Raw genomic sequence first — 14,476 nt, forward strand, 5'->3', positions numbered from 1 at the left:
TGATCCAGCGCAAGCCAAAGGGTGGGCCTTCACGACGGCAGCACGTGTGCCGGCCAGGGATTGATCCCGTCCCGCAGCCAGCGGACGCTGTCCCGCCAGAAGCCCTCCCGGTGCCGGGAGTGGAACAGGCTGAAATGGCCGATGGCAGGCAGGCCATAGTCCTGCGGCGCCAGTAGAACCTGCGTCACCTCCGCGTTGCCATAATACCTGAGTGTCCGCCGGATCGCAGTCACGGTTCCGATATCATCGTCCGCCATGGTGACGGCCAGGATCGGCGCCGTCACCGCGTCGAACCGGCGAAGCACGTCGTCCCGCTCCGTTGCCGGATGGGTGCGCTCCATTCTTGCGCCGCGAAAACTCCATTCGTTCGCGACCCCCGCCGGCAGATCCTCCAGCCATCCGAGACGCTTGCCGGGGAAATAGCCGAAGGCCGCAGTCAGAGCCGGCATGGCCACATGCCATTTGAGAAACAGCCGCAGGCGATGGTCGCGCGCATAGTCGGGCCAGTAGGCATATTGCGCCCCCATGGTCAGCATCCGGTCGATGCGTCCAGCCTTCGGCGAAAGCCCCGGCAGGTATCCGCCGATGCTGTGGCCGACGACATGGAGCGGTTGCTTCGGCCGGGCCGCATCCATATGCCGGAGCGCGGCGTCGAAATCCTGCTCGCCCCATTCCCGCCAGCGATAGCCGCATCCCTTGAGGTTTAGGGGACGCGACAGGCCGATGCCGCGATAGTCATAGGTCAGCACGTCGAATCCTTCGCCGGCCAGGAAGTCGGCGTAATAATGATAGTAGCGGGCGAGCACCCCGGTGGCCGGATTGACGACGACGCTGCCGATCGCCGAGGACCGGGCTGGCCAGAAATGACCATGGACAACGATGCCGTCCCGGCAGACCAGGCTGACAGGCTCCCCGGCAGGACGTGAAGCGCGGGCGCCACCGTCGTTTCCCCGGCCCGAGGGCGCTTCGCATTGCGTATCGGTCATCGTCCTCCTCCTTGGAACGGTGACCATATATCGCGCTCCGTGAGGCGCAATTGGCCGAAGGGAGAAGGCGGCTCAGATCTCGCCGGAAACCTCGCGCCGCCTTCGGTCGAGTTCTTCCGCGTAGCGTCGCAAGGTATGGCTTTCGCTGAGCTGCCCCACGACCTTGCGCTCGATCTGGTTGTTGACGACCGCCAGCGCTTCCGCCTCCAGCCTGTCGAAGATCGCCGCCGCCTGCTTGGCGTTCATGGACCGCAGAAGCATGTCGTTCCTGTATTTCACGAAGGAGGCGAGCATCGGCTTTTCCGCCGCATCCTCGGTCGGTGCCGCATAGATGTCCGGCAAAAGCACCATGCCCGCATATTTCTCCGCCTCGTCGAGCAGGATCACCCGCTGCGTCGAGCCGAGCGGGAAACGGTTGCGGAATTCCTCGATACTCATCGAAACCGGGGCCGTGCGGATGTCGGGGCGCATCATCCGTTCGACCGTCAGGTTGCGGATCCAGCCGACATCATGAGCGCTGCGGATGCTTTCGCCGCGAAGATGGAAGCGCCACGTGGCGAAGGAATAGCCGAACGTGTTGCGCACGGTCAGCGAAGACGTGATCACGGCGGCAAGCGCCAGTACGGTGATCGGAAAGTCGCCGGTGATTTCGAGCGCCAGGAAGGTCATGGTCAGCGGCCCGCCGATCACCGCCACCGCCATCGCGCTCATGCCGACAACCGCATAGATGACCGGCGTCAGCGTCGCGTGGACGAAGATATAGGGCGCCGAATAGGCGAAGATCTTGCCGAGCAGGGCGCCCATGAACAGCGATGCGAAGAACAGGCCGCCACGAAAGCCGGAGCCGATTGATACGGCCGATGCCAGAGATTTCAACGCCAGAATGGCGAGCAGCGCCGGGATCGTCAGGTTCTGGCTGAGATTGAGATGCAGCGCCCCGTGGCCGGCAGACATCACCTGCTGGTCGACGAGCGCGAGAAGCCCGATCAGGATGCCACCGATCGCCGGCCGCAAGGCGGGCGAGAGCGAGCTCTTGCGCGCCGTCTCCTCGACGAAGGTGACGCCCTTCATGAGCAGAATGCCGCCGCCGGCGCAGAAGGCGCCGAGCAGGATCGCCGGCAGGTAATCGGCTGGCACGACCGCGCCGAAGTCGCCGACATCGATCAGGAATTCCTCGCCGAAGAACAATCGGGTCACGACCGTCGCGACCAGCGCCGAGACGACGACCGGGGTGAGGCTCATGATCGTATAGGTGCCGATGATCAGCTCGAAGGCATAAAAGGCGCCCGTCAGTGGCGCGTTGAAGGCAGCGGCGATGGCACCGGACGCACCGCAGCCGACGAGGATGCGCAGATCCGACCGGCGCAACTGCAGCAGCAGCCCGATCTTGGAAGCGATCCCGGAGGAGAGCTGCGTATAACCGGCTTCCAGCCCGACAGAGGCGCCAAAACCGTTGGAAATCAGGTTCTGGACGGCGACGAGAATGCTGTCGGTCAGGGACAGGCGTCCGCCATGCAGCGCATTCGCCTCGATCGGATCGACCATCGGCTTCTTGCGCCAGCGCCTGAGGATCAGGAACAACAAGCCGAGAATGATGCCGCCCACGATGGGGGCGAGCAGAATCGTCAGCCGGTCCGTACCGGTCGATGAACTCAGCCTTTCTTCGCCGCTCAGTCCGAAGATGAGCCGGTGCATCTCCTGGGAGATGAAACTCATGCCGGCGATCGCGAGCCCGGAGGCCACACCGACCAGGGCTGCGACAGCGATAAGCCCGAATTCGCTGCGCCGGACGAGCACCCGCAACTGGCCCGGATTGAGAACAACCCGGGCAAAGGGCAGGAGAGAAGGGAACCGGCTGAACATGAACGTCTTACAGAAACGAGTTGGCGCGTCTCTAGCGCAAATATCCCTTCAGGCCAACAATCAATCCCTTGATGCCCTTCGCCTGCGACGTCAGGCCGCCTTGCCGACCGAATAGGTCAGGATCACCGCACCGTTGGCCGCAGTGCTGGAGCCGATCAGCTTGAGCTCCGTCTGCTGATCCGCCTTCTTGAAGAGCGGATTGCCAGAGCCGAGAAGGACCGGCACGATACACAGCCGATATTCGTCGACCAGGCCTTGGGCCATCAGCGACGCCACCAGTTCGGCGCTTCCGAAGATGAAGATCGTCTTGCCGTCCTCGCCCTTCAGTTTGTTGAGTTCGGCGACCGGATCGCTGACCACCCGCGTATTATTCCACGGCGCATCCTTGATTGTTCTGGAGACTGCGATCTTGGCGATATTGTTCATATAGTCCTTGACCTTGCCGCCTTCCTCGGCAGTCGGCCAGTAGGCTGCCATGCCCTCATAGGTCTTGCGTCCAAACACCAGGAGGTCGCCTTCCTCTCCGAACTGTTCGGAGAGCTTTTCCAGTTCCGGCCCCCAGGCATGGCTGTGGAAGGCGAGGTCCCACGGCTTCTCTCCCTCGAAATAACCGTCGAGGGTCATCAGGTTCCAGACCACCAGCTTTCGCATGTCATCCTCCCTTGCGTTAAACCAGTTGCAAAAAACAAGCAGTTGAAAGCTAACCAAACCGATTGTAGAATGCAAGCGGTCTTGGAGAAAAAAATGAATGAAGCATATCGGTCGGGTTGCCCGATCAATCTGACGCTGGAGGTTCTGGGAGATCGCTGGAGCCTGATCGTTATCCGCGACATCATGTTCGGCAATCGCCGACACTTCCGCGAACTGCTGCAGAATTCCGAGGAAGGTATCGCTTCCAACATCCTCGCCGACCGCCTGAAACGGCTGGTGGAACGAGGCCTGCTCTCCCGCGAAGACGACCCGAGCCACAAGCAGAAGGGGATCTACAGCCTCACCGAGATGTCGATCCGGCTGGTGCCGATCTTTGCGGAAATGGGCGCCTGGGGCCGACGCTTCATGCCGGTTTCCGAAGAGCTTTCGATCCGCGCGCAACTGCTGGAGGAAGGCGGCCGGCCGCTCTGGGAGGATTTCATGGAAGAACTGCGCGTCCTGCATCTGCATGCCCCGCGTGATCCAGCCAAACCATCCGTCTTCGACCGCCTGCGTGCCGCCTATCTCGAGGTCGTCGCCCGCAATGCAGCCGCGAACGCGGCCGAGTAGCCCGACATCGAGCCTGCGATCCGGCAGTCAGTCCGCCCGCTTCGAGTATTGCTTCTGCGGGCTGCTTTCAGTACGCATCTCCCCAGGGCATGGGCAATGGTTCATGGTGCGGCAGGTCGCGGCGACCGGTTCCAGACAATGGATGGCACATATGGCAGGATCCGATGGATACGCTCTGAATGACGAAGCGGATATCATTCCGCGCGACATCCGCTTCGGCATCCTGGGCAACGCGACGCGCCACTGGTATGGCGGCGACATCCACAAGACGCTGATGGCCGATGGCCTTTCGATCTTTCTGCCCGAGGGCGAGCGGTATTTCATCCGCTCGCTGAAGCACTATGCCTCGAAGCTCGGCGACCGGGAGCTGGCAGCCGAGATCAATGGCTATTCCGTCCAGGAAGCCTATCACACCCGCGAACACGAAGATTACAATCGAGCCATGGCCTCGCTCGGTTACGATATCGAGGAGATGGAAAAGCCGGTCAAGGCAGCGCTCGGCGTGGCCAAGAACCCCCTCCATCGGCTGGCGGTCACCTGCGCGATCGAGCATCTGACCGCCACCCTGTCGTCGGTGACCCTGCGCCGGCCGGAGATCTTCGATGGCGCGGCAGCGCCCTACCGGCGTCTGTGGATGTGGCACGCGCTGGAGGAGCTCGAGCACAAGGCCGTGGCGCTGGATGTGCTGAAGGCGGTGACGCCAAACCTGGCCGGCTGGAAACGTTACCTGCTGCGGGTCTCGGCGATGAATGCCACGATCGTCCCGTTCCTTTTCATCTTCCTCAGAAACACGCGCCTCTATGCCCATACCGATGGGGTGAAGACCGGTGTGCGCTTCTGGCTCCGCTTCCTGTGGGTCGTGGCCGTCGCCCCCGGCTTCTGGCGCCGGTGCTTTCCGCTCTTCCTCAGCTATTACCTGCCGAACTTCGATCCGAAGAACAGCGACGACGCCGAGCTGGTGCGCAAGGGGCGCGCGTGGCTGGAACAGGAACTGCCGTCAGCCTCGGGGGCTGTGCCTTCGGGACCGGCCGGCTGAAAAGGGTCGATCATGGCGCGCAACATATTTTCCAACGTCCTCGATGCCGTCGAACGGGGCGCTTTTCCGCGCACGCAGAAATGGGCGTGGCGCGGTCTCTACAGCATCCTGTCGCGCTTCTGGCGCGACGACGACTGGCGCTTCATGAACTACGGCTTCGTCGCCGAGGGCCCCCCGTTTCCGCTGAAGGCCGAGGACGAGGACGAGCGGGCATTCATCGGCCTCTATCATCAGGCGGTGGAAGGCCTGCCGGTCGCTGGTGCCCGCGTCCTCGAGATCGGCTCCGGCCGTGGCGGCGGATCGCGCTATATCGCCCGCTACTACGAACCGGCATCGGTGGTCGGCCTCGATTATTCACCTGAAACGGTGCGCCTGGCGCGGCGGCTCAACAAGGATGCCACGCCGCTTTCTTTCCAGACGGGCGATGCCGAACGGCTGCCGTTTGCCGACGGGTCCTTCGACGTGGTCGTCAACATCGAATCTTCCCATTGCTATGCGAATGTCCCGGCTTTCGTGCAGGAGGTCTCGCGGGTGCTGGCTCCGGGCGGCTGGTTCACCTTCGCCGACATGCGGTCCAAGGGAAAGCTCGCCGATCTCGACCGCCAGCTCGATGCATCCGGGCTCGAACGGGTGGCCGGGCGGGAACTGTCGCCGGGGGTCATCCGGGCGCTCGACGCGGCGGAAGTCCGCAAGCGCCAAAGGATCGACCGGGCGTGGTTCATGCGGCGCTTCATGTCGGAATTTTCCGGCGCCAAGGGCTCGATCCTCTACAAGGGCCTGAAGAGCGGCGCGGTCGTCTACGTGGCGCGCCGCTTCCGCAAGCCGGCCTGAGGCCGCCGCGTCAGTCCTTGCGGAAGACGATGCTGGCGCCCCAGCCGGTGATGACGGCGATCAGCACGCAGAGGAAGCCGTAGGCGAACGGCCGGTCATGGGCGGCGTCGGTGATCGCCTGTTCTATGCCGGTCTTGACCACGCGCAGCGGCATTTCCCGCTGGTTGATCAGCTGGCCGCTCTTGAACAGGTAGGCACGCACCATGTGCATCCCGTCCGGGATGTTGGCCGGCAGTTTCAGCGAGGCCCGGAACAGGCTCGACGAGACGAAGCGCACGCCGCTCGTGTCGCGCTGGTAGAGCCCGTTTGTCAGCTTCAGGCGCCGATAGGCGTCGCGGAATTCGCCGATCATGCCGGAATCGGGGATGTAACCGACCGGGTTCAGCGCCAGATGGTCGATGCCGACGCCGATATTGTTGAGGCTTGGTGCCTCGTCGATGCTGTCGATCATGCGGGTGCTGGCCAGTGAATAGCTTTCCGGCACCTGCTCGAAGGTCATGCCCTCGGTGTTCATCCAGATCCCGAAGACGCGCTCCTTCTTGCGCACCGTCGCATAGTCCTTCGGCCCTTCGAGCGTGACGACCACGTCATACTGGCCGATCGCCAGGAACAGCTCGTCGGCATTGGTGAGCGCCCCGAAGATCGTCAGGTCCGCACCGCGGAAATCCGAGGTGATGGCGATTTCGCTGGTCGAAGCGCCGATCTCCAGCCCTTCCTTCACCCCCGATGCCTGCCCGAACGGCACCTGAGCGGCGGCTGGCGAGCCGAGGGCGAGGAACGGCAGGAGGAGGATGGTTTGGAGAAGCCGGCGCATCAGTAGGACATCCCCCCGACCGCGACCGAATAGACGTCGTCCGGCGTGACGATCAGCCCGATGGCCAGACGGATGCCGACGGCGAGAACCAGGAGTGCCAGAAGCGCGCGCAGCTGTTCGCCGCGCAGTTTCTGTCCGACGCGCACGCCGTATTGCGCGCCGATCACGCCGGCCACCATCAGGATCGTGGCCAGCACGATGTCGACCGAATAGTTGGTCGCCGCCTGCACCATGGTCGTATAGGCGGTGACGAAAATGATCTGGAACAGCGAGGTGCCGACGACCACGTTGGTCGGGATGCGCAGCAGATAGATCATCGCCGGCACCATGATGAAGCCGCCGCCGACACCCATGATCGAGGTCAGCACGCCGATGCCGAAGCCGAGCCCGACGACCGGAATGGCGGAAAGGTAGATCTTCGATTTCTTGAACCGCATCTTCAGCGGCAGCCGGTGCACCCAGTTATGCTGGCCCGGCCGCTTCAGCGGCAAGGGTTCGTTGTTCTTCGTCCGGCGCATGGCGCGCACGCTTTCCTGCAGCATCAGCGCCCCGATCGAGCTCAAGAGCACGACGTAGAGGATCGAAATGAACAGGTCGAGCTGGCCGATGCGCCGGAGCCAGGAGAATACCCAGACGCCTGCGGTCGCGCCCGCGAGGCCGCCCACAAGCAGGACCGAGCCGAGCTTCATGTCGAGCGTGCCGCGCCTGAAATGGGTGATCGCGCCCGAGATCGACGAGGCGACGACCTGGTTGGCACCGGTGGCGACGGCCACGACAGGCGGGATGTTGTAGAAGATCAAGAGCGGCGTGATCAGGAAGCCGCCGCCGACGCCGAACATGCCCGAGAGAAAGCCCACGGCCGCGCCCATGCCCAGAATGATGAAGATGTTTACCGACAGCTCTGCAATCGGCAGGTAGACAGTCACGGCAGAACCTCGACACGGCAAAAAGCGACGCCCTCGCGGGCGGTGCGCGATGTGGTTGTCCGCCCGGTGCGGCGATGGGAACGTGATCTCACATGCCATGTGAACAGGGCATGAAGGACCTCATCCGTCATGCGCCCGTGCGCAGCCCCAAGTCAATTCGCAAGTGTCAGATAATGCGGCAATTTTACCGTTTTTGTGCAGGCGTGATTAATATCCCGCAACTCGCCTAGATCGGTCGGGTAAGTAGACTTGTCCATCGGGCAAGTTACTTGTTCTTTGCGAGCAGTTCCTTGACCAGCGCGTCGGTGATCTTGCCGTTCGGCTCCTGGCCGACCGAGGTCTGGAAGGCCTTGATCGCCGTCACCGTCTTGGCGCCCATCTTGCCGTCCGCCGTGCCGGCGTCAAAACCGCTCTTGTTCAGGATCGCCTGGATGTTGCGGATCGCCTTTTCCATGTCGACCGAAGCGGTGGTCAGCGGCTTGCCGGAAGCCCATTCGTCCGGCAGGTTGACGGAATTGGCCTTCGGATCGAGCGGCTTCACCTTCCACTGATCCACCTTGGCGCGGGCGCTTTCGAGCTGTTCCTTGCGCATGGCGTTGCCCACTTCGTCGCGCTTCTGGGCGGCATCCTTGTCGCCTTCCTTGGCCGCGACCGCGAACCACTTGTAGGATTCCTCGAGATCCTGCTTCACGCCGTTGCCGCGGGCCAGCAGGATGGCGAGGTTGAACTGGCTGTCGGCAACGCCGAAATCGGCGGCCTTGGCAAACCAGGAGACGGCGGCCGCATAGTCCGGCTGGCCGGCGGCGCCCGATGCGTAGAGCACGGCGAGATTGTGCATGGCGCTGGCATTGCCGGCGTCGGCGGCCTGCTTGTAATAGGTCATCGCCTTCGAAAGGTCGCGGGAAACGCCCGTGCCCTTTTCGAAGAGGTTGGCGAGCCGGTATTGCGCCGGCGCCAGGCCGCGGTCGGCGGCGAGCTTGTACCAGTTGGCGGCTTCCGAGAGATCGGTCTTGACGCCCTTTCCGTCGGTGAAGCGTGCGCCGATCTCGAAGAGGGCGTTCGGGTCGCCGGCCGCGGCCGCGTCGGCAAGCGACTTCGGTTCGATGCCGACGGGCACCACGATCGCAGCCGGAGCCGCGGCCCTGGGAGCGGCCGCGAATGTGTTCGGAGCCGACGGCGCATTGCCGGGCTGTTCCATGATCGAAGGTGCGCCCGATGCAGGCCGCGGATCGGTCAGATGATTGGCGGTGACCGCCGGGGCCGGCGCCTGTTCGACGGGTTGCGTCGGCGCGGCTGCGGTGGTCGTGTCGCTTTCGGCGCCGTCGGTCGCAGCCTGGTCCTCGATCGTCGGGATCTCGTTGCTGCCGCTCATATTGGCCGGTGCCGCCGGCCGGGCAGGCGCCTCGATAGCCGGGGCCGGGGCTGCAGGGGCCTTGGTGCCGCTGGTCAGGGTCTTGGCAAGCGGCATCGCCATCAGCACCAGGAGCACGGCGCCGACGGCCATCAGGATCGGTCGGCGATGCTGCGAAAGCATGGCGCCGAAACCCTTGCCGGCGGCAGCCCTGGCGGCCTTGCGCATGTCCTTGGAAGGCGAGCCGCCCTGCGAGGGATCGGTTTCCTGGGCTGCGGCCTTGGCGGCGCGGCGGGCGGCGGCGATATAGTCGGCGCGTTCCGCGGCACTGGTCCGGTCGCTTTCGAATTCGCCGGCGGCCTGGCTGGCGCGAACCCGCTCGAGGATTTTCTTGACGTCAGGCGCGCCGGAGCCCGGCTCCAGAAGGTCGTTTTGGCGATCCGCCGGCAGCACGTCGGACGGATCGATCGACGGCGTCGGATCGATCACGGTGCGGCCGCCCTTCGGCGCCTCGGCCTTGCCGCCCGGCAGGAAACGGCGGGAAAGCTCGGTCAGCAGGCTGGTCTTGGCAGCCTTTTCCTTGGTGGCGTTGTCCCTGGCGGCGATTTTCGTGTCGGCCTGGTCGGCGCGAAGCACTGTTTCGTCGGGCGTATCCTGAGGGGCTTTTGCGCGGGTGCCGAAGGTTGCGACCGGCTGTTCGTTCGCCTCAGCCTCAGCCAGCTCGTAGCTCATCAGCTCTTCGGCCGCGGCGACGGAAAGCGGTGCGGCCGCCGGCATGGCCGGGGCAGGGCGGGTTTCGTAACGCGCCGGTTCTTCGTAATAACGATCCCGCTCCGATTGAGCGGAGGCGGCAAGCCGTTCTTCCATGCCGTCCAGGCGGTCGGCGATCTGCACCAGCGTGCCGTGCAAAGCTTCGAAGGTCTGATGGGTGCGGTCGTCCGAATGGCGCGTCAGGTCTTCGAGATGGCGAAGGTCCTCTGCAAGGGCGGAAAGGGCCGCCATGTCGGCAGCGGCAACCGGCGCTCCGGTCGCGCCGTTGCGGGAATAGGCTTCCACCACCGTCTCGGCAGCCTGGCGGGCAGCCTCGATGATGTATTCGTCATTGGTCGCCATATAGCTTTCGAGCGCCGTCATGCGGTTTTCGAACTCGGCGGGAAGGGCGCCGGCACCATTTTGGGGCTGGCTGATCAACACCGAAAGATGGGCGATCTGGTCTTCGAGATTGCGAAGCGCGCCGTCGTCGCCACGTGGCGCCGTCGTCGCTTCGTCAAGTCGCGCCGCAATGTCGGTCAGCCGGTCTTCGATCCGACCGAAGGCGTTTTCGTCCAGCGCCGACTGTGGGCGTGGCTGGTAACCGATTTCTTCGATCCGGCGGGAGAGATAGTCGAGCCGTTCGGCGAGAACGTCGTTGACGGTGCCCTGCTCCAGCCCGTCGATCTTGCGGGAAATGTCGGCGAGATAGGCGGAAAGCTCCGGATCCTGCGAAGGCTTCTGGGCCTGTTCCAGGATCAGTGAAAGCTGCTCGAGCCGCTCTTCCAGGCGCAGGGCTGCCTGTTCGTCGGTGAGTTCCTCGATCCGGCCGGTCAGCGCTTCGATGCGGGCGGAAAGCATGTCGGCCGGGTCGGCCTGGGTGTGGGTTACCCGGCTTATGGTGTCGATCTGGTCGGCAAGCGCGCTGATCCGGCCATCCAGACGCTGCAGGAAGGAATGGTCGATCGAGGCCGCGGCCGAGGCGCGGCTGCCGGCGGCAATCGCGCGGCTGATCTCGTCGAGCCGTTCGTCTAATGTCGCGAACTGTTCGGCGATGACCGAATCGTTCGGCTGCATGCGCGAGCCGAGCTGTTCCATGGCGCTTGCCACCGTGATCAGCTTCTGTTCGAGCGCCCGGATGACCGGGCTGCCGCTCATCTCGCCGAGCTGGCCCTTAATGTCGTCGATGCGGTAGGCGAGCGCGACGAGCTCTTCGCGCAGCGCCGAGGAGTCGAGATCGTGCATGCGATCTTCGAGACCCTGCCAGCGGGTTTCCATCCGACGAACGGAATCCTCGCGGGCGAGGCCGTCCATGACGGTCCGCAGTTCCTCGAATTCGCTGCGCAGGCCGGCGGCCTCCGGCGTTGCCTGATAGCCGAGCTGGTTTATGCCTTCGGCAAGCCGGGCGAGGTCGCCGCGCAGGTCCTCGGTAAAGTTCTGGTCTTCGGCGATGGATTTGATCGAGCGGATTTCGGAGCGCAGCGATGTCATCTCGCGGGCGACGCTCTCGGAGATATCCTGCTTCAGCTCCTGGCGCAGGCTGACCAGCGCCTGGGCGATATCCCGCATGCCGTTGTCGGCCGGCTGTTGCGGCTGCGGTGCCGGCATGCGCGGCGGTGCGGCCGGGCGGCGCGGTTCCTCGCGGCGCGGTGCGGGCGCCATCGGGCGCGTTTCGGCGAAACGGGGTGCTTCCGTGCGGACGGGGGCCTGACGCACCGGAGGGCGATAGGCTTCCGGCGGGCGCAGCTCGGTACGGCGCGGTTCGGCATAACGTGGCTCTTCGCGGCGCAGCTCGGGAGCCCGCGGACGCTCGGGCCTCGCACCACGGTCGCGGCCGGCGTCCAGCATGCGCTGGCGCTCGCGGATCTCGGCAAGCGGATCGCCGGAGATTTGCGGTTCGCGATAGGCGGCAGCCGGACCCGGCCGGCGCTGCTCGCGCGGATCGGGCGCCTTCGGCGTGCGGGCATCACGCGACGTACCGGACATCAACCCCTCGATACGCGCCTCGAGCCCTTCGATGGTGCGGTTCAACGCATCCAGGGAAGAGCGGTCGCCGGGACGGGAAGGGGTCGATCGTGATCCGTTCATGTGCTCGCTCGTTTCGACGTTGTCCCTGCTGGCTCTCGTACGACCTTGTTTCAGGGGATACGGAATTCCCGCCAATCAGCCATATATTAGAGATGCCTTACGCAGGACTTGCCATTTCAGCGGACGCGGGACATCTTGAGGTAAATGTACTGCGTCGCCTGAGTGCCCACTATTTCCCGGAACGTGGTAAACAAGTCGTTAACCCGGACGAAAATTTTAACCTTTTCGACGCGCTCAGCGTCCTTTGCGGTGATGACGTCCCGCCTGCCGGCTCTATCTTCCCGGTTTCCCATCCAGCCTCGCAACTGCTCGACCCGTTAAGACTGTGCCGGAACGGGGAAGGACGGCGGTGGAGATCGTTAAAGTTCCGAGCGCACGGAATTGACGTTTACGCGAACGTCAATTATTTGTGGTGGAAAGAATGCGGATCCTGCCGTGAGCCGAAGGCCCCGGAGGATCCATCGACGAGGATTTGGAGGAAGCTCGACATGCCAGTGTACAAGGCCCCGGTAAACGACACGCTTTTCATTCTCAACGACGTGCTCGGCCTTGAGCGCTACGGCAATCTGCCGGGCTTTGCCGATGCCACTCCCGACATGCTGGAAGCGATCATCGGGGAGGCTGCCAAGGTGGCCGAGGATGTGCTCTTTCCGCTGAACCTCTCGGGAGATCAGGAAGGCTGCACCCGTCACGACAACGGCGCGGTCTCGGTGCCGAAGGGCTTCAAGCAGGCCTATGACCAGTATTGCCAGGCCGGCTGGATCGGTCTTGCCGTGCCGGAAGAGTTCGGCGGCCAGGGCCTGCCCTACACGCTGCATGCCGCCGTCGGCGAATATATGTCGTCGGCCAACATGTCGCTGATGATGTATCCGGGCCTCACCCAGGGCGCGATCGCGGCAATTCTCGTCCACGGGTCCGACGAGCAGAAAAAGACCTACCTGCCGAACATGGTCGCCGGCACCTGGTCGGGCACCATGAACCTCACCGAACCCCATTGCGGCACCGATCTCGGGCTTCTGCGCAGCAAGGCCGCGCCGCAGGCTGACGGCTCCTACAAGATTTCCGGCCAGAAGATCTTCATCTCCGCCGGCGAACACGGCATGACCGACAATATCGTCCACCTGGTGCTCGCCCGCATCGAAGGTGCGCCGGAGGGTACCAAGGGCATTTCGCTCTTCATCGTGCCGAAGTTCATGGTCAATACCGACGGCTCTCTCGGCAAGCGCAATGGCGTGACCTGCGGCGCGATCGAACACAAGATGGGCATTCACGGCAATTCCACCTGTGTCATGAACTATGACGAGGCGACCGGTTATCTGATCGGGCCTGAGAACAAGGGCCTCGCCGCCATGTTCGTGATGATGAACGAGGCACGCCTCGGCGTCGGCCTGCAGGGACTGTCGATTGCCGAGACGGCCTACCAGAACGCCGTCGTCTATGCCCGCGAACGCATCCAGGGCCGTTCGCTCTCCGGCCCCAAGGCGCCGGACAAGAAGGCCGATCCGATCATCGTCCATCCCGATATCCGCCGCTCGCTGATGACCATCAAGGCCTTCAACGAGGCCGGCCGTGCCTTCCTGTTGTGGACGGCGCTGAAATCCGACATCGCTCACCGCTCGGAAGATGCGGCGGAGCGCCAGAATGCCGACGATCTGCTCGGCCTCGCGACGCCGATCCTCAAGGGCGTCATGACCGACAAGGGCTTCGAGCATGCGGTGATGGCGCAGCAGGTCTTCGGTGGCCACGGCTATATCGAGGAACATGGCATGAGCCAGTATGTCCGCGATGCCCGTATCGCGATGATCTACGAGGGCGCCAACGGCATCCAGGCGCTCGACCTGGTCGGCCGCAAGCTGGCGCTGAACGGCGGCCGCGCCGTCATGGCTATGTTCAAGGAGATCGGCGATTTCTGCGAGGAGAACCGCGCCGACGAGGCCATGGCCCCCTTCACCAAGGGGCTCAAGAAGGGCTTGAATGACCTGCAGGCCTCCACCATGTGGTTCATGCAGAACGCCATGGCCAAGCCCGACAATGCCGGCGCCGGCTCGACCGACTACATGCATCTCTTCGGCCTGGTGACGCTCGGCTACATGTGGGCCAAGATCGCCAAGGCGGCGCAAGACCGCCTCGCTGCCGGCGACGCGCGCGCCGACTACCTGAAGAATAAGCTGGTGACGGCGAAATTCTTCATGGAGAAGATTCTGCCGGAAACCGCGATGCGGAAGGTCCGCATCGAAGCGGGTGCCGACAGCGTGATGGAACTGGCGGCCGAGGCGTTTTGAGATTATCCCCTCCCCAGCCTTGTTGGGAGGGCTGGGGAGGGGCATTCTGGCTCTATATTCAAACTATTGGATCAGGAGGGGCAGATGAAGACCTATGTCACGCTTCAGGAATTTGCCGGAGATGTTGTTATGCCGATCCCTGATGAGCTTCTCGAGCAACTCAGCCTGAAGATCGATGCTGATGTAGATGTCCGCGCTGAGAAAGGCCGACTTGTCATTCAGCCTCTCGCGAACCCTCCTGCTTCAAAAGAACAGTCCGATACCCGCAGCTAGGGGTGTTTTGTAAATC

At 63.7% G+C, this 14,476-nt stretch carries 11 protein-coding genes; 5 read left to right on the top strand and 6 right to left on the bottom strand.

The features are described 5' to 3' along the window. Positions 1 to 29: 29 nt before the first annotated feature. From PMI07_RS08650 to PMI07_RS08660, 3 genes are all read right to left on the bottom strand, one after another. Positions 30 to 986, bottom strand: coding sequence for an alpha/beta fold hydrolase (locus PMI07_RS08650; protein WP_007760990.1), 957 nt, complete (start codon positions 984 to 986; stop codon positions 30 to 32). Positions 987 to 1,058: 72 nt separating this feature from the next. Next, complete coding sequence (locus PMI07_RS08655; RefSeq protein ID WP_007760991.1) at positions 1,059 to 2,849, bottom strand: chloride channel protein; 1,791 nt, start codon at positions 2,847 to 2,849, stop codon at positions 1,059 to 1,061. A gap of 90 nt (positions 2,850 to 2,939) precedes the next feature. Then, positions 2,940 to 3,500 (bottom strand): dihydrofolate reductase family protein, encoded by a 561-nt coding sequence (locus PMI07_RS08660; protein ID WP_007760992.1) that lies wholly within the window; start codon positions 3,498 to 3,500, stop codon positions 2,940 to 2,942. Positions 3,501 to 3,593: 93 nt separating this feature from the next. Between PMI07_RS08660 and PMI07_RS08665 the strand changes: the two genes are divergently transcribed. The 3 genes from PMI07_RS08665 (at position 3,594) to PMI07_RS08675 (ending at position 5,976) form a co-directional block, all read left to right on the top strand. Further along, positions 3,594 to 4,109 carry a helix-turn-helix domain-containing protein gene (locus tag PMI07_RS08665; RefSeq protein WP_024163674.1) on the top strand — a complete coding sequence of 172 codons (516 nt, stop codon included), beginning with the start codon at positions 3,594 to 3,596 and terminating at the stop codon, positions 4,107 to 4,109. Between the two features lie 151 nt (positions 4,110 to 4,260). Then, a complete protein-coding gene (locus tag PMI07_RS08670) occupies positions 4,261 to 5,145 on the top strand; it encodes a metal-dependent hydrolase (RefSeq protein WP_007764908.1) in 885 nt (294 codons plus the stop codon). Positions 5,146 to 5,157: 12 nt separating this feature from the next. Then, positions 5,158 to 5,976, top strand: coding sequence for a class I SAM-dependent methyltransferase (locus PMI07_RS08675; RefSeq protein WP_007764911.1), 819 nt, complete (start codon positions 5,158 to 5,160; stop codon positions 5,974 to 5,976). 10 nt (positions 5,977 to 5,986) lie between these two features. Here PMI07_RS08675 and PMI07_RS08680 read toward each other — a convergent pair whose 3' ends face one another. From PMI07_RS08680 to PMI07_RS08690, 3 genes are all read right to left on the bottom strand, one after another. Continuing rightward, positions 5,987 to 6,790, bottom strand: coding sequence for a TIGR02186 family protein (locus tag PMI07_RS08680; protein WP_024163675.1), 804 nt, complete (start codon positions 6,788 to 6,790; stop codon positions 5,987 to 5,989). Next, positions 6,790 to 7,716 (bottom strand): sulfite exporter TauE/SafE family protein, encoded by a 927-nt coding sequence (locus PMI07_RS08685; RefSeq protein WP_024163676.1) that lies wholly within the window; start codon positions 7,714 to 7,716, stop codon positions 6,790 to 6,792. Before PMI07_RS08685 ends, PMI07_RS08680 begins: the two co-directional genes overlap by 1 nt. Positions 7,717 to 7,981: 265 nt before the next feature. Further along, positions 7,982 to 11,905, bottom strand: coding sequence for an SEL1-like repeat protein (locus tag PMI07_RS08690; RefSeq protein ID WP_024163677.1), 3,924 nt, complete (start codon positions 11,903 to 11,905; stop codon positions 7,982 to 7,984). Between the two features lie 488 nt (positions 11,906 to 12,393). Here PMI07_RS08690 and PMI07_RS08695 point away from each other — a divergent pair, with 488 nt between their 5' ends. Both PMI07_RS08695 and PMI07_RS08700 read left to right on the top strand, forming a co-directional pair. Next, positions 12,394 to 14,187, top strand: coding sequence for an acyl-CoA dehydrogenase C-terminal domain-containing protein (locus tag PMI07_RS08695; RefSeq protein WP_007772901.1), 1,794 nt, complete (start codon positions 12,394 to 12,396; stop codon positions 14,185 to 14,187). 84 nt (positions 14,188 to 14,271) lie between these two features. Beyond that, entirely contained in the window at positions 14,272 to 14,460 is a 189-nt protein-coding gene (locus PMI07_RS08700; RefSeq protein WP_007772907.1) for a hypothetical protein, read from the top strand. Positions 14,461 to 14,476: the final 16 nt, after the last annotated feature.

This window comes from Rhizobium sp. CF080, from assembly GCF_000282095.2.
Classification (GTDB): Bacteria; Pseudomonadota; Alphaproteobacteria; order Rhizobiales; family Rhizobiaceae; genus Neorhizobium.

Coding starts and splice junctions, on each gene's coding strand:
- PMI07_RS08680 (WP_024163675.1), bottom strand. CDS start 6,790: ATGCGCCGGCTTCTCCAAACCATCCTCCTCCTGCCGTTCCTCGCCCTC.
- PMI07_RS08700 (WP_007772907.1), top strand. CDS start 14,272: ATGAAGACCTATGTCACGCTTCAGGAATTTGCCGGAGATGTTGTTATG.
- PMI07_RS08675 (WP_007764911.1), top strand. CDS start 5,158: ATGGCGCGCAACATATTTTCCAACGTCCTCGATGCCGTCGAACGGGGC.
- PMI07_RS08660 (WP_007760992.1), bottom strand. CDS start 3,500: ATGCGAAAGCTGGTGGTCTGGAACCTGATGACCCTCGACGGTTATTTC.
- PMI07_RS08695 (WP_007772901.1), top strand. CDS start 12,394: ATGCCAGTGTACAAGGCCCCGGTAAACGACACGCTTTTCATTCTCAAC.
- PMI07_RS08690 (WP_024163677.1), bottom strand. CDS start 11,905: ATGAACGGATCACGATCGACCCCTTCCCGTCCCGGCGACCGCTCTTCC.
- PMI07_RS08665 (WP_024163674.1), top strand. CDS start 3,594: ATGAATGAAGCATATCGGTCGGGTTGCCCGATCAATCTGACGCTGGAG.
- PMI07_RS08655 (WP_007760991.1), bottom strand. CDS start 2,849: ATGTTCAGCCGGTTCCCTTCTCTCCTGCCCTTTGCCCGGGTTGTTCTC.
- PMI07_RS08650 (WP_007760990.1), bottom strand. CDS start 986: ATGACCGATACGCAATGCGAAGCGCCCTCGGGCCGGGGAAACGACGGT.
- PMI07_RS08670 (WP_007764908.1), top strand. CDS start 4,261: ATGGCAGGATCCGATGGATACGCTCTGAATGACGAAGCGGATATCATT.